Source organism: Curtobacterium sp. MCBD17_023 (assembly GCF_003224415.1).
Lineage (GTDB): Bacteria > Actinomycetota > Actinomycetes > Actinomycetales > Microbacteriaceae > Curtobacterium.
Genome location: NZ_QKLJ01000002.1, coordinates 33,998 through 55,116, shown reverse-complemented (window position 1 = coordinate 55,116; position 21,119 = coordinate 33,998). Strand labels below are relative to the sequence as shown.

Genomic DNA, 21,119 nt, shown 5'->3' with positions numbered 1-21,119 from the left:
TCAAAACCCTCAACCTGTGCTTGAAGTTCAGAGTTCTAGCTGCTACGAATGGTGCTGGTCCCGACGCTACGGGTGCCGTCCGCTCGGTGACGACCCGCCACGCCGCGTGTCGTCGATGCCGCCCGGCAATTGTCCGCCGCCGTCAGGACCGCGGTCGGATGATCCCGTTGTCGGGAGCCGACACGTCGAACTCGACCTCGGTGTCCGGCGACCGCTGCGCGTGGTCCGCCACGAGTGCCGCGAGCAGGTCGGCCTTCGCCGCGGACTCGTCCGGGCTCCCCCACACCACGCTGGACCCGTCCCGCATGCTCAGGGTGACGTCGTCTGACGTCGAGGCGGCGATGCCCGAGACCTGCTTCCGGACGTCCGTCGGCATCGCCAGGACGACCTCCGTCATCGTCCGGAACACCGTCGAGCCGAGCTTCGCCCGACCGATGTCCGCCAGTGGCATGTCGTCCGGCCGCTTCGTCGACGACTGCACGACGATCCCGGCGGGGTCGACGAGGTCGAAGCCCTTGCCGGACTGCACCGCGACGACCGGGGTCCGCTCGGTGACCGTGACCACGAGGGTGTGCGGTGGCTCCTCCTCGGTCACGTACCGCTCGATGAGCGGGAAGCCGGCGATCCGCTCCTGCACCTCGTCCAGGTCGATCCGGGCCAGGGGTGTGCCGATCTGCCCGGACAGCGCGGCCCGGACCTCGGCGGCGTCGACGCGGTCGGTGCCCTTCACCTCGATGGTCCGGAGGGCCATGAGCGGCGAGTACACGGCGACGAGCACGGACGCGACGAGGACGACGACGACACCGCCCGCCGCGAGCCATGCCGCACGTCGGTGTCGGCTCCGCCGCGTGAAGCGCCGGACCTCGGCCCGCTCCAGCAGGCGACGGCGCTTGCGGGCGACGCGGGCCTCCCGTGCAGTCTCCGCCGCACGGACGCGCGCGCCGATCGGGGTCGTCGAGGGGACGTGCGGCGCGACGTCCGGCGCGCCGGGGCCGTCGTGTCCGAGGTGACGGTCGTCGTCGGTCCCGCCGAGCGCGGCCGACCTGCCGGCCCGGTCCGTGCCGCTGTCCGGGGTCGTGCCCCTGTCCGGGGTCGTCCCGGCGGACGGGGCCCGGTCGGCGTCCGTCGCCACCTGGACGCGCGGACGGGAGGCCCGACCCGGTCGGGTGGTGCCCGTGTCGACCGGCCCGGTCGACCGCTCGTCCTCGGTGAGGTCGACCTCCGGCAGGTCCGGCAGGCCGGTCACGCGTCCGGCGGTGCCGCCCGCGTCGCGACCCACACCACGTTCGGCGCGCTCGTCCGCAGCCGGCGTGCGGGACGCGCGTCGGGCCTCCCGGGCGCCGTCCAACGCGGCTCGGAGACCCGCTGTCCGGGACGGACGCCGTGCTTCCCGCGCGCCGTCGGCAGGAGCGGCGGACCCGGCGTGGCGGTCGTCGAGCCCGGCGTGCTCGTCGAAGCCCTCGGGTCGCTTCACCGGCCCGCGGCCCCGGGTCCGGTCTGCAGTGCGGTGAGCACCTGCGGGATGATGCGGTAGACGTCCCCGCAGCTCAGGGTCATCACGATGTCGCCGTCCCGTGCCACAGCGGCCGCCCGTGCCGACGCCTCGGCCCAGTCCGGCAGGTAGTCCACACGGCTCTGGTCCGCGAAGCGTTCCTGCACCAGGGCGCCCGTGACACCGGGCTCCGGGTCCTCGCGGGCGCCGTACACGTCGAGGACGACGGTGTGGTCGGCGAGCTCCTCGTACACGCTGGCGAACTCCCCGGCCATCATCCGGGTGCGCGAGTACAGGTGCGGCTGGTGGATCGCGATGATCCGACCGTCGCCGACGACGTCACGCGCGGCCCGGAGCGCCGCGGCGACCTCGGTCGGGTGGTGCGCGTAGTCGTCGTACACGGACACGCCGCGCTCGACGCCGTGCAGCTCGAAGCGACGATCGGTGCCACCGAACGCCTCGATGCCGCGCACCGCGTCCGCCGGGTCGACGCCGAGGCCGACGAGCACGGCGAACGCGCCGACCGCGTTCACCGCGTTGTGGCGACCAGGGACCCGGAGTGCCAGGTGGTACGAGGCGCCGCCCCAGCGGAGGTCCACACCGACACCGGCACCCTCGTCGACGCGCTCGATCCGGACGTCGGCGTCCTCGGCCTCCCCGAAGGTGACGATCTCGGGGGCGTCCTCGCGCTCCCGGAGGCCCGCCGTGACCCGCACCGCTCCGGCGTCGTCGCTCGACACGACGACCCGCTCCCGCGCCTTCGCCGCGAACTCGACGAACGCGTCGATGAAGGCCTGCTCGCTGCCGTAGTGGTCCAGGTGGTCGGGGTCGACGTTCGTGATGAGCGCGACGGCGACGTCGTAGAGCAGGAAGGAGCCGTCGGACTCGTCCGCCTCGACGACGAACAGGTCGCTGCTGCCCGGCGCCGAACTCGTGCCGAGGGACTGGATCACGCCGCCGTTCACGAAGCTCGGGTCGAGCCCGAGTTCGACGAGCGCCGTCACGACCATGCCCGTGGAGGTCGTCTTGCCGTGCGCCCCGGCGACCGCCACGAGGCGGTGCGAGGAGATCAGGGCGGCGAGGGCCTGCGAGCGGTGCAGGACCGGGAGCCCGCGGCGCTTCGCCTCGAGCAGTTCCGGGTTGTCCGGCCACAGCGCGCTCGTGACGACCACGGTGTCGGCGTCGCCCAGGTTGGCGGCGTCGTGCCCGATGCGCACGTCGGCGCCGAGTTCGCGCATCCGGCCCGTCGTCGCGGTCTCGCGGGAGTCGCTCCCCGAGACCCGGTGGCCCGCGGCCAGGAACATCCGGGCGATGCCGCTCATGCCGGACCCGCCGATGCCGACGAAGTGCACCGTGCCGAGGTCGTCCGGGATCGGCTGGGTGAGGTCCGGCTTGATGGTCATGGTTCCTCCGTGGTGCTGGTGGTGCTGGAGCCGGTCGGTCGGCCGGTGCTGCTCCCGCGACGTCCGGCCGCGGCGGCGAGCACGAGTCCCGTCATGCGGTCCGCGCCGTCGCGGTGCCCGACGCTGCCGGCGCGGACGGCCATGTCGGCGATGCCGGCACGGTCCTCCAGGACGGTCAGGAGCTGCAACGTCACCCAGTCGGGCGTGAATTCCGCGTCGTCGACCAGCAGCGCTCCCCCGGCGGCGACGACGTCCCGCGCGTTGTGCCGCTGCTCGCCGTTGCCGACCGGGTACGGCACGAGCACACTCGGCAGGCCGACCGCCGTCAGCTCGCAGACCATGCCGGCACCGGAGCGCGAGACCACGAAGTCGGCCGCGGCGTACGCCAGGTCCATCCGGTCGCAGTACGGCAGCACGTGGTAGCCGTCCAGGTCGCTCGGCCCGATGTCGGACGCCGCGCCCACCACGTGCAGGATCTGCCAGCCCGCGCCGAGGATCGTCGCCGCGGCCCGGTGCACCGTGCGGTTGATGCTCCGGGCACCCGAGGACCCGCCGGTGACGAGCAGCACGGGGCGGTCCGGGTCGAGTCCGAACTCCGCGAACCCGGCGGCACGCTCGGCACGACGGTCCAGGCGCTCGATCTCCCGGCGCAGGGGCATGCCGACGACCTGCGAGTGCGGCAGCCGGGTGTTCGAGAACGTCACGCCGACGTGCGTGGTCAGCACCGCCGCCATCCGGTTCGCGAGCCCGGGCTTGGCGTTCTGCTCGTGCACGACGACGGGCGTCCCGGTGCGCTTCGCCGCCACGTACGCCGGGGCGGCCGCGTACCCGCCGACGCCGAGGACGACGGCGATCTCGCGCTCGCGGATGATGCGCTCGGTGCGGCGGACGGCGGACCAGAACGCGCCCGGGAACCGGAGTGCGGCGGCGTTCGGCTTCCGCGGGAAGGGCAGACGCGGGATCGTGACGAGCTCGTACCCGCGCATCGGCACGAGCCGGGACTCCAGGCCCTCGGCGGTGCCGAGCACCAGGACCTCGTCCTCCGGCGACCGCTGGGTCAGCCGGTCGGCCACCGCGAGCAGCGGGTTGACGTGGCCGGCGGTCCCGCCGCCGGCGAAGAGGAAGCGGCTCACCGCAGGGCTCCGTTCTGCGTCCCGGGTGCCGGGACGGTGGTGCGTCCGGGCGCACCGCTCCGACCGGGACCGCCCGACCCGGTGCGGGCCGGCAGGTCACGGGCGAAGGACAGCACGACACCGATCGCGACGAGGGTCATGATGAGGGCCGATCCACCGGCCGAGATGAGCGGGAGCGGGACGCCGAGCACCGGGAGCAGCCCCAGGACGACGGCGATGTTGACGAGCGCCTGCCCGATCACCCACGCCAGCACACCACCGGTGACGGTCCGCACGAACGGGTCCGGCGAGAGCCGGATGACCCGAATCATGCCGATCGCGAGCACCACGAACAGCGCGAGGACGACGACGGCGCCGATCAGGCCGAGCTCCTCGCCGACGATCGCGAAGATGTAGTCGTTGTCCGCCTCGGGCAGCCACGACCACTTCAGCTTCGAGTTGCCGAGTCCCACGCCGAACACCCCGCCGGACGCCAGCGCCCACATGCCGTGCACGGGCTGCCAGCACAGGTCCTGGGCCTGGTTCGAGTCGGTGCAGCCGGACAGCCACGCACTGATGCGCGTCTGGCGTGAGCTCGAGGCCATCGTGACGACCGGCAGCATCACCGCGATCGCGACGACGCCGACCGCGAGGTGTCGCAGCCGCACCCCACCGACGAAGAGACTGCCGAAGACCAGGATCATCATGATCATCGCGGTCCCCTGGTCCCCGCCGAGGAGCACCAGGCCGATGGACACCGCGGTCGCGAGCCCGACCGGGATGAAGACCTCGCGCCAGTCGTGCAGCTTCTCGCGCTTCCGGAAGAGCACGGCGCCGATGCCGAGCACGAGCGCGAGCTTGAGGAGTTCGGACGGCTGCGCGGTGAACGCACCGAGGCCGATCCAGTTCCGGTTGCCCTGGATGTCGATGCCCATCGGGGTGAACACGAGGAGCTGCAGGACGAGCCCGGCACCGAGGATGCGCATCGCCCACCGCCGCCAGAACTCGCCGGGGAACCGGCTCACGACGAGCATGAGCGGGACGCCGATGAGCGCGTACAGGCCCTGCTTCGCGAAGGCGCCGAAGAAGCCGTGCTTGTAGCGGTACTCCTCGACGCTCGACGACGACAGCACCATCACCACGCCGAAGACGACGAGGAAGAGCGTGACGCCGAGGATCGTGTAGAACGTCGTGGACTCGGCCACGAACACGTTCTTCACCGCGACGACGGCGCCGTTCGACCGGCGACGCGCACCGTCCACCCCGGCACCCACGCGCGCGGAGGCGGCCGCGCCCGCCGCGCCGGCGCGTGCTCGGGCGCTACGGCCGTTCGTCGGAAGATCCGTCGGTGTCGCCATCGGCGTCGCCTCCCAGGTGCTCGTGGACCGCAGCCGCGAAACGCTCGCCCCGGTCTGCGTAGGAACCGAACTGGTCGAACGACGCCGCCGCCGGGGCGAGGAGGACCGTGTCGCCCGGTCGCGCGACCGAAGCGGCATGCCGGACCGCCTCGGGCATGACCTGCTCAGTGTCCGTCGCTTCCACCTGCAGCACCGGGACCGTGGGCGCGTGTCGTGCGAATGCCTCGAGCACCGGAGCCCGGTCGGTCCCGATGACGACGACGGCGCGCACCCCGGGGCCGAACCGCTCGACGAGCCCGTCGACGTCCACGCCCTTGAACAGGCCGCCCACGATCCACACGACCGGGTCGAAGGCGGACAGGGACGCCGTCGCCGCGTGCGGGTTCGTCGCCTTCGAGTCGTCGACCCAGGCGATGCCGTCGGCGGTCGCGACCGACTCGGTGCGGTGGTGGTCGGCGCGGAAGGCCTGCACCGCGGCACGGACGGCACTCGGCTGCACGGCCGCGGCACGCGCCAGGGCGGCCGCCGCGAGCACGTTCGCGGTCATGTGCGGGCTGTCCAGGCCGGCGAGCTCCAGGTCCGCGACGGTCGCGAGCTCGAGCGCGCTGTTGCGGCGGTCATCGGTGAAGGCGCGGTCGCAGAGCACGTCGTCCACGACGCCGACGTCCCCGGGTGCGGGGACGCCGAGCGAGAACCCGACGGCGCGGCACCCCTCGACCACGTCGGCCTCCTCGACCATGTGCCGGGTGACCTCGTCCGCCGTGTTGTACACGCACGCCGTCACGGTGCGCTCGTAGACCTTGGCCTTCGCGGCACGGTAGGCCTCCGCCGACCCGTGCCACTCCAGGTGGTCGTCGGCGATGTTCAGGCACGCCGACGCCAGCGGGACCACGGCGCCGGGCCCGGTGGTCGGCATGTAGTGGAGCTGGTGGCTGGAGAGCTCGACGACGAGCACGTCGAAGCCCTCCGGGTCGCGCACGACGTCGAGCACCGGCACCCCGATGTTCCCGCAGGCGACGGCACGGAGTCCTCCGGCGGCGTACATCGCCGTCGCGAGCTGCGTCGTCGTGGTCTTGCCGTTCGTGCCGGTGATCGTCACCCAGGGCGCGGCGACCGGTCCCGTCACGACCTTGTCGCGCACGCGCCAGGCGAGCTCGATGTCGCCCCACACGGTGCTGTTCGCGACGGACCAGGCGACGGTGGGGTTGTGCGGCGGGAGCCCGGGCGACACGACGACCAGGTCCGGGGCGTGCTCGACGAGCGCCGCGGGCACGGTGTCGAGCGGCGTCTGCACGAACCGCGCCCCGATGACGTCGAGCAGCTCGACGCTGTCGGCGGGAGCGTCGGTCGAGTAGACGACGACCTCGCTGCCGAGCTCCGCGAGCGTGTCGGCGACCGAGAACCCCGTCGAGCCGAGGCCGAGCACCGCCACCCGCAGGCCGTTCCAGCCTCCGGCGTACCAGCTGTCGAGACCGTTCAGGCGTTCGCTCATTGGACTCGTGCGATCCATTCCAGGTAGAACAGTCCGACCCCGGCCGCGACGCAGAGCCCCGCGATGATCCAGAACCGGACGACGACGGTCACCTCGGCCCAGCCCTTGAGCTCGAAGTGGTGGTGCAGGGGGCTCATCCGGAAGATGCGCTTGCCGTGCGTGATCTTGAAGTACGCGCGCTGCAGGATGACGGACCCGGTGACGATGAAGAACAGGCCGCCGATGAGGATGAGCAGGAGCTCGGTGCGGCTGAGGATCGCGAGCCCGGCGAGGGCACCGCCGAGGCCGAGCGACCCGGTGTCACCGAGGAAGATCTGCGCCGGCGAGGTGTTGTACCAGAGGAAGCCGATGAGGCCACCGCAGACCGCCGCCGCGACGACGGCGAGGTCGAGCGGGTCCGTCACGGTGTAGCAGGCGTGCCGGGTGCTCTCGTCGATCCGGGCACCGCCGCAGATCTGGTTCGACTGCCAGAAGCCGATGATGACGTACGAGCCGATGGCGAGGATGCTCGACCCGGTCGCGAGCCCGTCGAGCCCGTCCGCGACGTTGACGCCGTTCGAGGTCGAGACCGTGAGCAGCACGATCCAGGCCAGGAACAGGACGGTGCCGATGACCGTGCCGAGCGCCATGAAGTCGAGCCACGGGACGTCGCGGATCGCGGAGATCATCGTCGACGCCGGCGGCTTCCCGTTGCCGGTCGGGACCACGAGGGCGATCGTCGCGAAGACGACCCCGACGATGACCTGGCCGAGGACCTTGGCCCAGCCGCCGAGCCCCAGGCTGCGCTGTCGGCGCACCTTGAGGAAGTCGTCGACGAAGCCGACCACGCCGAGCCCGACCATGAGGAACAGCACGAGCAGCCCGGACAGCGTCACCGGGTCGCGCCCGGCGAGGTGCCCGACGAAGTACCCGATCACGGCCCCCAGGATGAGGACGATGCCGCCCATGGTCGCGGTGCCGCGCTTGGTGTGGTGCGACTGCGGACCGTCGTCACGGATGAACTGCCCCCACCCGAGCCGGTGGAACAGCTTGATGAACAGCGGCGTGAGCAGCAGTGTGAACACCAGCGACACGGCGCCGGCGACGAGGAGCGCGATCATTCGGGGACACCTCCGAGGCGGTCGCCGACGAACCGCAGCCCGGCCGACTTCGAGGACTTGACCAGGACGACGTCACCCGGACGCACGATCTCCCGGAGGGCACGGACGGCGTCGTCGACGTCCTCGATGAACACGGACTCGCCGTCCCACGACCCCTCGAGGGTGGCGGCCTGGTGCAGGGCCATCGCGCCGCGGCCGACGACCACGAGCTGTCCGATGCCGAGCCGCACCACGAGACGACCGATCCGGTCGTGCTCCTCGACGGAGTACTCGCCGAGTTCGGCCATCTCGCCGAGGACGGCGACGGTGCGCTCCCCCGGACGGGCGACCTGCGCGAGCGTGCGGAGCGCGGCCGCCGTGGAGTCGGGCGACGCGTTGTAGGCGTCGTTGATCACGGTGACGCCGTCCGGCCCCTGCAGGAGCTCCATGCGCCACCGCTCGGCGCGCGTCATCGACGCGAGCGCGGCGGCGCCCTCGGCCAGCGGCACGCCCCACAGGTGCGCGACGGACAGCGCCGCGGCGGCGTTCATGGCGTGGTGCTCGCCGAGGATGGCGAGACGGACGTCGACGGTCTCAGGTGCCCCGGACGGGCCTCCCGGCACGGCGTCCGCCGACTCGACGGGAGGCGCGGTGAGCGTGAACCGGGTGCCGTCGCGGTCCGTCGTGACACCACCGATGCGGTAGTCGGCACCGGCGGAGGTGCCGAAGCCGACGACGCGGGCGGCGGTGCGCCCGCGCATCCGCGCGACGCGGTCGTCGTCGACGTTGAGGAGGGCCGTGGCCGTGGCCGGCAGGTCGGTGACCATCTCCGACTTGGCGCGTTCGGTCGCCTCGATCCCGCCGAACTCGCCGGCGTGCGCGAGGCCGACCTTGAGGACGACACCGACGTCCGGCTCCGCGATGCGGACGAGCTTCGCGATGTGGCCGATGCCGCTCGCGCCCATCTCCACCACGAGGAACCGGGTGTCGGCGGTGACCCGGAGCATCGACACCGGGGCGCCGACGTGGTTGTTGAACGAGCCCTCGGGCGCGACCGTCTCGCCGACGCGGGACAGGATCGTGCGGAGCATGTTCTTCGTGCTCGTCTTGCCGTTCGAGCCCGTGATGCCGACGACGCGCAGGGCACCGGCGGCACGGACGCGGGCGACGACCTCGTGGGCGAGGGCCGCCAGGGCGGCGTAGCCGTCGGCGACGACGATCTGCGCGGTCGGGGCGTCGTCCGGCAGGTCGACGGCGCGTTCGGTGACGACGAGCGCTGCGCCGGCGTCGGCGGCGGCCGGGACGAAGCGGTGCCCGTCGGTCTCCTCGCCGAGCAGGGCGAAGAAGACGCTGCCGGACGCGACCAGACGCGAGTCCGTCTCGACGGAACCGGTGACGGTCGTGTCGGCGGCACCGCGGACGAGCTCGCCGTCGACCGCTGCGGCGATCTCGGCGAGGGTCAGCGCGATCATCGAGCGTCCTCCGTCGGGCCGGCGTTCGGTTCCCAACCGGCTTCGCGGAGCGCGGCGCGGGCCTCGTCACGGGCCGAGTACGGCGTGCGGACGCCCTGGATGTCCCGGTAGTCCTGGTGCCCGGGGCCGGCCCAGAGGATCGAGTCGCCCTCCCCGACGAGCGCGACCGCGGCACGGATCGCCGCCTCGGGCGGGCTGACCTCGTGGATCTCGTGGTCCGGGTAGGCGGCACGGGCGGCGTCGACCAGGGTCTTCCGGATCGAGGCGGCGTCCTCGAAGCGCGGGTGGTGGTCGGTGACGACGAGGACGTCGGAGCCCTCCGCCGCGACACGGGCCATGTCGGCGCGCTTCGTGGTGTCGCGGTCCCCGTCGGCGCCGAAGAGCATGACGACCTTGCCGGGGGTGAACTGTCGGACCGCCGCCAGGGTGTTGAGGAACGCGTCCGGGCTGTGCCCGAAGTCGACGTAGACGCTCGGACCGGTGTCGCCCGAGACGCGCTCGGTCCGGCCGGGCAGGTAGCACTCGATGGCGCTCACCACGGTGCCGTCGGTCTCGTCCGGGTAGCGGCGGTGGTTCGTCTCGAGCGCCTGCGCGATCGCACCGAGCTCGAACCCGCCCTCCACGAGCATGACGATCGCCAGTGCGGCGTTCGCGGCCATGTGCCAGCCGATGAGCGGCACGCGGGTGGTGAGCTCGCGGCCCTCCGGTCCGGTCAGGCGGAACTCGGTGTAGGCCGCGTGCGCCTCGACGATGTCGACGTGCCACTCGGCCTCGACGTCCGGGTGCACCGTGATGGTCGTCACGGGGATGCGGGAGTCCTGCACGACCCGGTGGCCCCAGTCGGTGTCGAGTGAGACGACACCGCGACGGCCGTGCTCCGGCTGGAACAGCGGCAGCTTCGCCTGGAAGTACTCCTCCATGTCGGCGTAGTCGTCGAGGTGGTCGTGGCTGAGGTTCGTGAAGGCGACGACGTCGAACACGATGCCGTCGACCCGGTGCCGGCTGAGGGCCTGGGCACTGACCTCGACGGCCACCGCGCGCACCTCGCTCTCCCGCATCCGGGCGAGGAGGGCGTGCATCTCGCTGGCCTCCGGCGTGGTGAGCCGGCTCGTCACGCTGAGCGACCCGATGTGGCGCTCGGCGGTGGAGCTCAGCCCGGTGACCAGACCGAGCTGCTTGAGGACGCCTTCGAGGATGTACGACGTGCTCGTCTTGCCGTTCGTCCCGGTGACGGCGAAGAGCTGCGGCAACTCGGCCTCGTCGGGGTTCGTGCGGTAGACCCACGCCGACACGTCGCCGAGCGCGGCCCGGGGGTCCTCGACCTCGAGCACCGGCAGCCCGGAGGCCTCGGCGATCGCGACACCGGCGGCGTCGGTGAGCACGGCGACGGCGCCGCGCTCGGCGGCGTCCGTGGCGAACTCGGCACCGTGGCGGTTCGCCCCGTGCACGCCGACGAACAGGTCACCGGGCTGCACCTCGGCGGCGCTCAGGGTGACGCCGGTCGTCTCGACGCCGTCGAGCGATCCGACGACGCGGAGCCCGAAGGCGTTCGCGAGTTCGGCGACCGGCCGCGGGGTCGGGTGTTCGGGCCGGAGGACCGGGGGGATCCGTGCTGACAAGTGCTCCTTCTTCCTCACCACGTGGACAGTGCGGCTACCAGGTGGACGGGTAGGTCCGCGCCTCTGTCGTGGAGGGGGCGACTCGGTACTTCTCGAGCACCTGGGACATGAGTGTGCGGAACGCCGGAGCCGCTCCGCTCGACCACTTGGTGGTCTGCGGCTTCGTGAACGTCACCGTGACAACATACTGGGGGTCCTCGGCGGGTGCCATTCCGGCCACCGAGATCACGCGCTCCGCGCCGTAGCCCTTCGCGCCGTCCGCGACCTCGGCCGTGCCGGTCTTCGCGGCGATGTTGTAGCCGGAGATCGGCTTCATGCCGACGAGTGTGCCGCCGGTGACGACGCTCTGCAGCATGTCGACCGTCTGCGACGCCGCCTGCTCGGAGACGACCCGCTTCTCCTGCACGTCGGGCGCGTCGATCGTCCTGCCGTCCGCGGTCTCGCAGCCCTTCACCATGTGGAGCGGGATCCGGACGCCGTCGTTGGCGAGGGTCTGGTAGACGCTCGACACCTGCATGGCGGTCGTGACGATGCCCTGTCCGAACATGGAGTTGATGTCGGTCTGCTGGTCCCACTGCGGGCTCGCGCCGTAGTCCATCGTCGGCTGGCCCGGGTAGTCGATGGCGGGCTCGGGCTCGAAGAGGCCGAAGTCGCGCATGACGTCGTACCGCTGCTGGGTCGACAGCTTCGCGCCGAGGTCGGTGATCCCGACGTTCGAGGAGTCGCGGAGGATGCCGGTGAGCGTCAGGTTCTCGGTCGGGTGGAACTCGGAGTCGTGGATGGTGCCGCCCCACGGGAACGTCCTGGAGTACGGCACCACGGCCTGCGTCGTCGGGGTCGCGAGCCCCTTGTCGATGAGCGCGGCGGCGATCGCGGCCTTGATCGTGGAGCCGGGCTCGTAAGCCGCGGTGAGGGCGCGCGAGCCGTACGCACCGGGGTCGGTCGTCGCGTCGACGTCGTTCGGGTCGACCGTCGGGTAGTCCGCGACGGCGAGCACCTCGCCCGTCTTCGCGTTGACGACGGTGGCGGTCGCCGACTCCGCCTTGAGCTGCTGCGCGGCGTCGGCGATGTCCTGTGACGCCATGTACTGCAGGTCGCTGTCGATGGTGGTGACGAGCGTGCCGCCGTCCTTGGCCCGCTTCTTCGTCACGGTGCTGCCCGGGAGCTGCACCCCGTCCTCGCCGCGCTCGTACGTCTCGGAGCCGTTCGTGCCGGCGAGGCATTTCTGGTACGCGAGCTCGAGGCCGGCCTGGGCGCCGTCCGTCCCCATGAAGCCGGTGATGTTGCCCGTCGCCGCGGCGGTCGGGTACGTCCGCGAAGCCTGCTGCTCCTTGTAGACCCAGGGGATGCCGAGCGCAGTGACCGCCTCGTAGTGCTTCACGTCGATGCCCTTGACCAGGTAGGCGAAGTCCGACCCCGGGTCGGCCGCGATGGCCGCCTGCATCTCGGCGACGTCGCCGCCCGACGCCTGCGCGACGGCGTCGAGTGCCTGCTCGACGGTGACGTCCTTGACGCGGCTGCCGCCGAGCTTCCCCTCGAACCCCTTGACCAACCGGGGCGAGGTCGTGATGTTGTACCGGACGACGCTCTCGGCGAGTGCGGTGCCGTCACGGTCGACGATCGAGCCCCGCGTGCCGTACAGGGTCACGGGGATGCTGCGCTTCGACTCGGCGGCCTTCGTGAGTTCCGCGGCCTGCACGACCTGGATGTCGACGAGGCGGACCACGAACACCGCCACGAGCGCGATGACGGCGAGCATCACGACGCTGTAGCGGAGGCGGCGGGAGCGGAGGGTCTTCGTCACGAGCGGCCTTTCCGGGATGGAGCTGCGCCCCGGGTCACCGGGTCGTGGGTGCCTGGAGCTGGTTCGGGTCGGACTCTACGGAGGACCCCGCGGAACCCTCGTCCGACGCGCTGGCCGCGCCGGTGTTCCCAGCGTCGGCGGCCGATGCCGGAGCTGCGGGGGCCGGAGCGGCGGCGGCCGGAGCGGCAGGCGCCGGAGCGGCAGGGGCCTGGCTGCTGGCCGCCGGTGCCTTGTCCGAGGCGCCGGTCTCCTTGCTCGTGGCGGTGTCCCCGGCCTGGGCTGCGAGGGGGACGTCACCGAGCAGGGCGTTCGGGACCTGGTTCGCGGTGTTCCCCGTCGCTTCCTCCGGGGTCGCGGGCTTCGGCGTGCCGTACACCGTCCCCGTCTTCGGGTCGAGGTAGACCGGCGTCGAGTTCGCGATCATCCCGAGGGCCTGCGCGTTCCGGGCCAGGTTCTGCGGCGACTCGAGCACCTTGAGGTCCTCGGACAGGGACGCCTGGGTCCGCGTGAGCCCGGTCTGCTCGCTCTTCAGCGAGCTGAGCGTGTAGGCGCCCTGGCTGAGCGCCATGCTGATCCCGAGCTGCGCGAGGAGCAGGACGCCGAGCGCCGCGATGGCCACCACGGCGTAGGCCACCCGGGGGCGGGCACGCCGCTGCGCCTTCGTCGGGGTGACCTCGACGAGCTCCGGGCGGCGGTCGCGGTCCGGGCGGGGGGCACGCGACGGGGCGACGACAGGGTCGACGAGTGCGAGGTTCGTGCTCATGTCACTTCCGGATCCGCTCGGCCGCGCGCAGGCGCACGGGGGTGGCTCGGGGGTTGGCGGCGCGTTCCGCCTCGTCGGCCTGTTCCGCGCCCTTGACGACGAGGGTGAAGGTCGGCGCGTGCTCGGGGAGCTCCACCGGCAGGTCGGCCGGTGCGCTCGAGGTCGTGCGCTCGACGAGGGCCCGCTTCACGATGCGGTCCTCGAGGGACTGGTAGGACTCGACGACCAGGCGGCCGCCGACCCGGATGCGGTCGAGCGCGGCGGGGATCGCGCGCTCGAGGACGCTCAGTTCGGTGTTGACCTCGATCCGCAGCGCCTGGAACACACGCTTGGCCGGGTGCCCCTGGCGCTGGATCGCGACGGGGGTGGCGTCGTGGAGCACCTGCACGAGATCGCCGGACATCGTGAAGGGCGTGGTCGCCCGGCGTTCGACGATCGCCTTGGCGTAGCGGCCGGCGAGCTTCTCCTCGCCGTAGCGCTGGAAGATCCGTCGGAGTTCGCGCTCGTCGTACTCGGCGAGGACCTCGGCCGCGGTGATGCCCTGCGTCCGGTCCATCCGCATGTCGAGCGGCGCGTCCTGGCTGTAGGCGAAGCCGCGCTCGGCCCGGTCGAGCTGGAGTGACGAGACGCCGAGGTCGAACAGGACCCCGTCGACCTCCGCGATGCCGAGCCCGTCGAGGGCGGCCGGGAGTTCGTCGTACACGGTGTGCACCAGGTGCACACGGTCGCCGAAACGAGCCAACCGCTCCCCCGCGATGCCGAGTGCGTCGGTGTCGCGGTCGAGGCCGACCAGGGTCAGGTCGGGGAACCGCTCGAGGAGGCCCGCCGAGTGTCCGCCCATGCCGAGCGTCGCGTCGACGACGACCTTGCCCGGGCCCTCGAGGGTCGGGGTGAAGAGGTCGACGATGCGCTCGAGCATGACGGGGGTGTGCGGGAACCGTTCGGGTGTGCTCATCTGCGCCCCTGCCCTCCTGGGCCGCGGGTCCGGATCCCCATCCATGCGACCTGACACCGGGGAAGGTGTGTCAGGGCTTCACGGCTGGGAGTCCCGATCCACGGATCAGAAGATGCCCGGGATCACCTCCTCGTCGTTCTCGGCGAAGGCCTCTTCGGCCTCGGCGTAGTAGGCCTCCCATGCGCTGGTCGACCAGATCTCGGCACGGTCACCGCTGCCGATGACCGTCAGGTCCCGCTCGAGCCCCGCGTACTCGCGGAGGTTCTGCGGGATCGTGACGCGGTTCTGCTTGTCGGGCTGCTCCGCGCTCGCTCCGGAGAGGAACAGGCGCATGTAGTCACGGGTGCGCTTCGACGTCATCGGTGCCTGGCGGATCCGTTCGTGGAGTTCCTCGAAGGTCCTGGCACTGAAGACGACCACGCACCGCTCCTGGCCGCGGGTCATGACGAGTCCCCCGGACAGTTCGTCCCGGAACTTGGCGGGGAGGATCACGCGACCCTTCTCGTCGAGCTTCGGGGCATGGGTACCGAGCAGCACGTCGGGGCCTCCCCTCAGCTCCACTCGTCGTCGTCATCCCCCACGGTACTCCACTTCCCTCCACTCCGCTGTGCAAACGCCCCACTCGGGTGCCCCGGCACCCCTACTGGGGGTCTCCAGCGTGCGCCGACCACGCCCGCGACCCCGGATCTGCGCGGATCGTGGCGTGACGGCCGCCGGTGGAGCGGAGTGGAGGGGAATCCGCGGGCCGAGGGCGCCGAGACCGCCCGGAGGGCACAGAAAAACGGGGCCGGCCTCGGAAGGCCGACCCCGTGGAGGGATGTGGAGGAGCTAGTCCTGCTGGTTGCGCTTGTCCCAGCGCTCGTTCATCCGGTCGATGAAGGAGCCGCCGGATGAACCCCGTGCGGGACGGGCCCCACCGCGGGCTCCTGGTCCGGACGACGCGGTCCGGGTCGGGCGAGCGGTCGGGGTACGACCACCGGGGCGCAGGGCGAAGAGGACCCCGCCGAGCATGACGACGAAGCCCAGCACGCCGATCAGGGGCTGCTTGATGACCAGGCCCAGCACGATCACCCCGACGCCGACGAGGCCGATCAGGACGCCGATCGTGATCGCGGTGTACGTCGGACGGCCCTGGCGGCGACTGACGCGCGCCACGAAGTCGGAGTCGTTCTGGTAGAGGCTCCGCTCCATCTCTTCGAGGAGTCGTTGCTCTTGCTCCGAGAGCGGCATCTTGGTTCCCTCTTGTTCCTGGGATCGACGCGGTGGAAGGGGTGGATCGATCTTACGACCGGGCCACCCACTAAGGTAAGGACCGTGGCTGAGAGTACGCGATTAGTGGACCTCGTCTCGGCGCGGATCGATCGGGCTCTCGACGAGCAGCGCGACCGCCTCGCGGCGATCAGTCCGGACCTGCTCCCCTTCGACACGTTCGCGCGTGACCTGCTCGGCGGCGGCAAGCGCTTCCGCGCCCTGTTCTGCTACTGGGGCTGGCAGTCCGTCGCCGGACGCTCCGGCTCGTTCGACCCACTGTCCGAGGGGTCCCGCCAGACGACCGCCGAGGCCGTCGTCACCGCCGCCGCCGCGCTCGAGGTCTTCCACGCCGCGGCCCTCGTGCACGACGACATCATGGACCGGTCGGACACCCGTCGCGGGCGTCCCGCCGCCCACCGCCGGTACGAGTCGCTCCACGCCGAGTCCGGCTGGGTCGGAGACCGCGCGCTCTACGGCACGAACGCGGCCCTGCTGCTCGGGGACCTGCTGCTCTCGCTGAGCGACGCCGTGTTCGACGAGGCCCTCGCCCTCCTCGACCCCGTCCGGGCGCGCATCGTGCGGCAGGAGTTCCACGCGATGCGGCTCGAGGTCACCGCCGGGCAGTACCTCGACATCCACGAGGAGACCGCCTGGCCGACCGTGGACGACGCCGAACAGCTCGTCCGCGCGCAGCGGGTGATCGTCTTCAAGTCCGCCAAGTACTCGGTGGAGGCACCGCTGCTCATCGGAGCGCTCATCGCCGGCGCGAGTGCGAACCAGCTCGACGGCCTGCGGTCCTTCGGTCTCCCCCTCGGCGTGGCCTACCAGCTGCGCGACGACATGCTCGGGGTCTTCGGTGACCCCGAGGTGACCGGCAAGCCCGCCGGCGACGACCTCCGCGAGGGCAAGCGCACCGTCCTCGTCGCCACCGCCCGCAAGGCCCTGCCGGTCGGTGCACGGCAGCTGCTCGACGAGCTCCTCGGTGACCCGGACCTCGACGACGACCAGGTGCAGATGCTCCGCGCGACGCTCACCGAGTCGGGTGCGGTCAGCGCGGTCGAACGCTCGATCGACCGGCACGTCCAGCGTGCCAAGGCCGCCCTCGACGCCGCACCGCTCACCCCCTCGGCGCGCGACCAGCTCGCGGCCCTCGCCGACACCGTCAGCAACCGCTCCGCCTGACCGGGCGCGCGCGGCACCGCAGACGGACGGGAGGCCCGGGTACCAGCTGGTACCCGGGCCTCCCGTCCGTCGGGCGGTCGCGTCTAGAGCAGTGCCTGGGCCGCGCGGCGCACTTCCGCCTTGCGGTTGGCGCGCAGGGCGGCGACGGGCGTCGTCCCCATCGCGTCGTCGTGCGTCAGCATCCACCGCACGGCCTCGTCGTCGGTGAGCCCGTTGTCGCCGAGGACGATGAGGGTGCCGCGCAACGCGGGCAGCGGCTCGGTGCCGTCGAGGAACTCGACGGGGACGCGGAGCACGCCGTCGACGCGGGCGGGGAGCAGCGTGCGCTCCTCGAACAGACGGTGGACACGGCCGGGGCTCACCCCCAGCAGGTCGACCAGGTCGGGCACGGTCAACCAGCGTTCGGACAGGGCGTCGTCTCCGGGAAGGGCACTCACGGGGACCATCGTGCCAGAGCCGGGCGGGCTCGCGCAGCACACCACGGCGGTGAACAGCGTCGTGTCGGGCGGCCGATTCCCCGCTGAGTCACAGCAGTCACACGCGCATCACCCGACTCTCTGGTTGACTTGGGAACACCGGCGTGTCAGCGTGTGGTCACCTGTGCGTGACGTGCGCGCACGGCCGCCAGAGCCACCCCGTGCCGACGACGTGCGGAGACAGGAGAACGACCGTGGACAGGGACACGACCGCAGACGAGGCAGCGCGCCGCATCCGCTCCGCCCGCTTCGCCACCATGCCGATCGTCCTGGCCGGCACGATCGCCGTGACCGCCGGGCTGACCGGACCGATCGCGCACGCCGAGCAGCGCCACGACGACGACACCGGGAAGCGTCACGTCGACGCGGACCGGGACGTCCACGTGGACCGGGACCTCGGGTCACGCCCGGTGTTCGCCACGGCCGTGGCGCGCCCCGCGACGCCGGTCGCCACCACCGTCGCCGCGACGCGCACCGCCGCGCCGACGACGTACACGGTGCAGCAGGGCGACACCGTCTCCGGCATCGCGGCCCGGTACGGCCTCTCCGCGCAGGAGATCCTCGTCCGCAACGGCCTCGGCTGGAACACGATCATCCACGCCGGGCAGACGCTCCGCCTCGCATCGACCCCGGTCGGCGCCGCGCAGTCCACGGCGTCCGGCACCGCGAGCTACCACGTCAAGCAGGGCGACACCGTCTCGGGGATCGCCGCCAAGGTCGGCGTCTCGACCGCCGCGCTCCTCACCGCGAACGAGCTGTCCCAGCGCAGCGTCATCTACCCGGGCCAGACCCTCCGCGTCCCCGCCGGCACCGCGAGCGCGACGAAGACCGCGACCACCGCCGGGCCCGTGGCACCGTCCGCCGGCCCGACCACGTCGTCGGCCGTCGTCCGCGGCGGCTCGGTCACGATCGGTGACGGCGACACCATCGCATCGGTCGCGACGACCCACGGTGTGTCCGTCGCGTCCCTGCTCGCCGCGAACGGCCTGACCTACACGAGCACGATCTACGCCGGCGGCACCCTGGTCCTCCCGACGAGCGGGCCGTCCCTGTCCAGCGAACAGCGCGCGAACGCGGCGACCATCGTCCGCGTCGGCCGGTCGCTCGGGGTGCCCGACCGCGGGCTCGTCATCGCGCTGGCGACGGCGATGCAGGAGTCGAGCCTCCGCAACCTCGCGCACGGCGACCGCGACTCGGTCGGGCTGTTCCAGCAGCGGCCGAGCCAGGGCTGGGGGACGCCCGCGCAGCTCCAGGACACCGTGTACGCCTCGGAGCTGTTCTTCGGCGGCTCGCGGAACCCCAACCCGGGCGTCACCCAGGGGCTCCTCGACGTCCCCGGCTGGTCGTCGATGAGCGTCACCGAGGCCGCCCAGGCCGTCCAGCTGTCCGCGTACCCGAAGGCCTACGCCCAGTGGGAGCAGTCGGCGACCGCCTGGCTGCGCTCGCTCTGAGCCGGTCGTCCCCGGCCTGACCGCGACCCCCGGGTCATCCCTCCGGTCGAGATCGTGTAACGACCGGTGCGCCGGTGTGCTCGTCCGATGCACCGCTTCGTAGAATGCCGCAGATGACCACGAACGCCGCCACGGACCCGATGATCGGTCGCATGATCGATCAGCGGTACCGCGTCCGCTCCCGCATCGCGCGGGGCGGCATGGCGACCGTGTACCTCGCCACCGACGTCCGCCTCGAGCGCCGCGTCGCCGTCAAGATCATGCACGGCCACCTCGCGGACGACCAGGCGTTCCGGGAGCGGTTCATCCAGGAGGCCCGTTCGGCCGCCCGCCTCTCCCACCCCAACCTCGTCGGCGTCTACGACCAGGGTGCCGAGGACGACTGCGTCTACATCGTCATGGAGTACATCCCGGGCATCACGCTCCGCGACCTCCTGCAGGAGCACCGCGCCCTCACGCCGGAGCAGGCGACCGACATCCTCCGGGCCGTCCTGGCCGGGCTGGCGTCCGCGCACCGCGCCGGGATCGTGCACCGCGACCTGAAGCCCGAGAACGTGCTGCTCGCCGACGACGGCCGGATCAAGCTCGGCGACTTCGGGCTCGCCCGCGCCACCACCGCGAACACGGCCACGGGCGCGGCTCTGCTCGGGACCATCGCGTACCTCTCCCCCGAACTCGTCACCCGTGGCGCCGCGGACTCGCGGAGCGACATCTACGCGCTCGGCATCATGCTCTACGAGATGCTCACCGGCGAGCAGCCCTACAAGGGCGAGCAGCCCATGCAGATCGCCTACCAGCACGCCAACGGCACCGTCCCGGCGCCGAGCGCCGCGCTGCCCGGCGTCCCGGCGGAGCTCGACGACCTCGTCGCCTGGGCCACCGCGCGGGACCCCCGCGACCGACCCCGTGACGCCCGCGAGATGCTCGACCACATGGCCGGCGGGCAGCAGCGCGCCACCGGCCAGTATCGGACGGCCGTCCTCCGCCCCGAGAACGCGACCGCGATCCTCCCGTCGGGTGGCAGGGCCGGCGCCGCGACGTCCGGCGGCGACGTCGAGGACGCGAGCGAACACGACACTACGGTGCTCGACCGCCGCGGGACGCAGGAGACCCCGCCGCGTCGGCCCGGCGGCCGATCGGCACCCGGGCCGCGACGGACCGGCACCGTCACCGCCGCGCTCTCCCCCGCCGGGCAGCGGCTCGCGGACAAGTCCGTCAAGCGGCGGAAGCGCGGGTGGATCGCCCTCGTGGTCGTGGTCGTCCTCGCGCTCGTCGGCGCGGGCATCGCCGCGTGGTACGGCCCCGGCCCCGGCGGCAACGTCCGGATCCCCGCCGTCGCCGGCAAGACCGTCCAGCAGGTGCGCCAGAGCCTCGAGTCGACCGGCCTGCGTGCCGCGGCCGCGACGACCAGCCGTCCCGACCTGTCCGTCGAGGCCGGCCTGGTCACCGCGACCCAGCCGCCCACCGACCGCGAGGTCCGGAAGGGCACGGCGGTCCGCATCGTCGTCTCGAGCGGCCCCCGCATGATCGCCCTCCCGGCGATCGTCGGCCAGTCTGTCTCCACCGCGCAGGCCGCCCTGGACGACGACTTCCGGCTGCAGGACCCGCGGTACGAGTTCTCCGCCGACGTGCCCGCCGAAACCGTGATCGCCGCGACCGGCCGGGACGGCTCCGGCGCCGTCGACCTGACCACGGTCGAGCGCTACCCCGAACGCGGACCGGTGACCCTGACCGTCTCACTCGGAGCCGTCCCGGACGTCACCGGGAAGACCGTCGACGACGCCAGGGCCGCCCTCGCCGCCGTCGGCCTCGAGCTCGGTGCCCAGACGCAGCAGTACAGCGAGGACGTCCCGACCGGCCAGGTCATGTCCGCGACGGTGACCGACGACCCGGCGGTGAAGGGCTCGGCCGTGGACGTCGTCGTCTCGCAGGGACCGGCGCCGATCACCCTCCCCGACGTCTCCGGCGACACCGTCGACGAGGCGCGCGCGAGGCTCGAGGCGCTCGGCCTCGAGGTCACCTACCCCGACTGCACGAACATCCTCTGCGGGTTCTACGACTGGGAGAGCAAGCTCCCCGTGCGCTCGACCGACCCGGTGCCGGGCACCACCGTGCACAAGGGCGACACCGTCACCCTGGCCTACGACCAGTAGCCCCCGTCGGGCGGGATGCCTGACGGACGGGAGGCCGGACGGACGGGAAACCCGTCA

The 21,119-nt window shown here is 72.3% G+C and carries 17 protein-coding genes; 3 read left to right on the top strand and 14 right to left on the bottom strand.

Annotated elements, in window-relative coordinates; translation table 11 throughout:
- Positions 1-142: 142 nt before the first annotated feature.
- The 13 genes from DEI84_RS02830 to DEI84_RS02770 all read right to left on the bottom strand — a co-directional run bounded on the left by DEI84_RS02830 (position 143) and on the right by DEI84_RS02770 (position 15,779).
- A complete protein-coding gene (locus DEI84_RS02830) occupies positions 143-1,474 on the bottom strand; it encodes an FtsQ-type POTRA domain-containing protein (RefSeq protein ID WP_110889612.1) in 1,332 nt (443 codons plus the stop codon).
- Entirely contained in the window at positions 1,471-2,895 is a 1,425-nt protein-coding gene (gene murC, locus DEI84_RS02825) for a UDP-N-acetylmuramate--L-alanine ligase (RefSeq protein WP_110889611.1), read from the bottom strand. Before murC ends, DEI84_RS02830 begins: the two co-directional genes overlap by 4 nt.
- Positions 2,892-4,028: an undecaprenyldiphospho-muramoylpentapeptide beta-N-acetylglucosaminyltransferase gene (gene murG, locus DEI84_RS02820; RefSeq protein ID WP_110889610.1), complete on the bottom strand. Its 1,137-nt coding sequence runs from the start codon at positions 4,026-4,028 to the stop codon at positions 2,892-2,894. Before murG ends, murC begins: the two co-directional genes overlap by 4 nt.
- Complete coding sequence (ftsW, locus tag DEI84_RS02815) at positions 4,025-5,365, bottom strand: putative lipid II flippase FtsW (protein WP_110825273.1); 1,341 nt, start codon at positions 5,363-5,365, stop codon at positions 4,025-4,027. Before ftsW ends, murG begins: the two co-directional genes overlap by 4 nt.
- Positions 5,328-6,857 (bottom strand): UDP-N-acetylmuramoyl-L-alanine--D-glutamate ligase, encoded by a 1,530-nt coding sequence (murD, locus tag DEI84_RS02810; protein ID WP_110889609.1) that lies wholly within the window; start codon positions 6,855-6,857, stop codon positions 5,328-5,330. Before murD ends, ftsW begins: the two co-directional genes overlap by 38 nt.
- Positions 6,854-7,957 carry a phospho-N-acetylmuramoyl-pentapeptide-transferase gene (mraY, locus tag DEI84_RS02805; RefSeq protein ID WP_110825271.1) on the bottom strand — a complete coding sequence of 368 codons (1,104 nt, stop codon included), beginning with the start codon at positions 7,955-7,957 and terminating at the stop codon, positions 6,854-6,856. Before mraY ends, murD begins: the two co-directional genes overlap by 4 nt.
- Complete coding sequence (gene murF / locus DEI84_RS02800; RefSeq protein ID WP_110889608.1) at positions 7,954-9,408, bottom strand: UDP-N-acetylmuramoyl-tripeptide--D-alanyl-D-alanine ligase; 1,455 nt, start codon at positions 9,406-9,408, stop codon at positions 7,954-7,956. Before murF ends, mraY begins: the two co-directional genes overlap by 4 nt.
- Positions 9,405-11,027, bottom strand: a complete 1,623-nt coding sequence (locus DEI84_RS02795) for a Mur ligase family protein (protein ID WP_110825511.1) — start codon at positions 11,025-11,027, stop codon at positions 9,405-9,407. The genes murF and DEI84_RS02795 overlap by 4 nt, the downstream gene beginning before the upstream one ends.
- Positions 11,028-11,061: 34 nt before the next feature.
- Positions 11,062-12,831: a penicillin-binding protein 2 gene (locus DEI84_RS02790; RefSeq protein WP_110889607.1), complete on the bottom strand. Its 1,770-nt coding sequence runs from the start codon at positions 12,829-12,831 to the stop codon at positions 11,062-11,064.
- Positions 12,832-12,865: 34 nt separating this feature from the next.
- Entirely contained in the window at positions 12,866-13,594 is a 729-nt protein-coding gene (locus DEI84_RS15575) for a hypothetical protein (RefSeq protein ID WP_181420331.1), read from the bottom strand.
- Position 13,595: 1 nt separating this feature from the next.
- On the bottom strand, positions 13,596-14,549 hold the full coding sequence (gene rsmH, locus DEI84_RS02780) for a 16S rRNA (cytosine(1402)-N(4))-methyltransferase RsmH (protein ID WP_110889605.1): 954 nt from the start codon (positions 14,547-14,549) through the stop codon (positions 13,596-13,598).
- Between the two features lie 105 nt (positions 14,550-14,654).
- The gene (mraZ, locus tag DEI84_RS02775; RefSeq protein ID WP_110825266.1) at positions 14,655-15,086 is read right to left on the bottom strand and encodes a division/cell wall cluster transcriptional repressor MraZ; all 432 of its coding nucleotides are present in this window, start codon (positions 15,084-15,086) and stop codon (positions 14,655-14,657) included.
- A 291-nt stretch (positions 15,087-15,377) separates the two neighbouring features.
- Positions 15,378-15,779, bottom strand: a complete 402-nt coding sequence (locus tag DEI84_RS02770; protein WP_110825265.1) for a DUF3040 domain-containing protein — start codon at positions 15,777-15,779, stop codon at positions 15,378-15,380.
- Between the two features lie 84 nt (positions 15,780-15,863).
- Between DEI84_RS02770 and DEI84_RS02765 the strand changes: the two genes are divergently transcribed.
- Positions 15,864-16,982, top strand: a complete 1,119-nt coding sequence (locus DEI84_RS02765; protein WP_110889604.1) for a polyprenyl synthetase family protein — start codon at positions 15,864-15,866, stop codon at positions 16,980-16,982.
- A gap of 83 nt (positions 16,983-17,065) precedes the next feature.
- Here the strand turns inward: DEI84_RS02765 and DEI84_RS02760 are convergent, their stop codons facing one another.
- Complete coding sequence (locus tag DEI84_RS02760; RefSeq protein WP_110825263.1) at positions 17,066-17,428, bottom strand: Rv2175c family DNA-binding protein; 363 nt, start codon at positions 17,426-17,428, stop codon at positions 17,066-17,068.
- Positions 17,429-17,652: 224 nt separating this feature from the next.
- Between DEI84_RS02760 and DEI84_RS02755 the strand changes: the two genes are divergently transcribed.
- Both DEI84_RS02755 and pknB read left to right on the top strand, forming a co-directional pair.
- Positions 17,653-18,909: a LysM peptidoglycan-binding domain-containing protein gene (locus DEI84_RS02755; RefSeq protein WP_258371681.1), complete on the top strand. Its 1,257-nt coding sequence runs from the start codon at positions 17,653-17,655 to the stop codon at positions 18,907-18,909.
- A 113-nt stretch (positions 18,910-19,022) separates the two neighbouring features.
- Complete coding sequence (pknB, locus tag DEI84_RS02750) at positions 19,023-21,062, top strand: Stk1 family PASTA domain-containing Ser/Thr kinase (protein WP_110889857.1); 2,040 nt, start codon at positions 19,023-19,025, stop codon at positions 21,060-21,062.
- Positions 21,063-21,119 lie beyond the last annotated feature (57 nt).

Excerpts from the sequence above, each read along its gene's own strand:
- murC (WP_110889611.1), bottom strand. The coding sequence starts at position 2,895 with ATGACCATCAAGCCGGACCTCACCCAGCCGATCCCGGACGACCTCGGC.
- ftsW (WP_110825273.1), bottom strand. The coding sequence starts at position 5,365 with ATGGCGACACCGACGGATCTTCCGACGAACGGCCGTAGCGCCCGAGCA.
- murD (WP_110889609.1), bottom strand. The coding sequence starts at position 6,857 with ATGAGCGAACGCCTGAACGGTCTCGACAGCTGGTACGCCGGAGGCTGG.
- mraY (WP_110825271.1), bottom strand. The coding sequence starts at position 7,957 with ATGATCGCGCTCCTCGTCGCCGGCGCCGTGTCGCTGGTGTTCACACTG.
- murF (WP_110889608.1), bottom strand. The coding sequence starts at position 9,408 with ATGATCGCGCTGACCCTCGCCGAGATCGCCGCAGCGGTCGACGGCGAG.
- DEI84_RS15575 (WP_181420331.1), bottom strand. The coding sequence starts at position 13,594 with ATGAGCACGAACCTCGCACTCGTCGACCCTGTCGTCGCCCCGTCGCGT.
- rsmH (WP_110889605.1), bottom strand. The coding sequence starts at position 14,549 with ATGAGCACACCCGAACGGTTCCCGCACACCCCCGTCATGCTCGAGCGC.
- DEI84_RS02770 (WP_110825265.1), bottom strand. The coding sequence starts at position 15,779 with ATGCCGCTCTCGGAGCAAGAGCAACGACTCCTCGAAGAGATGGAGCGG.
- DEI84_RS02760 (WP_110825263.1), bottom strand. The coding sequence starts at position 17,428 with ATGGTCCCCGTGAGTGCCCTTCCCGGAGACGACGCCCTGTCCGAACGC.
- pknB (WP_110889857.1), top strand. The coding sequence starts at position 19,023 with ATGACCACGAACGCCGCCACGGACCCGATGATCGGTCGCATGATCGAT.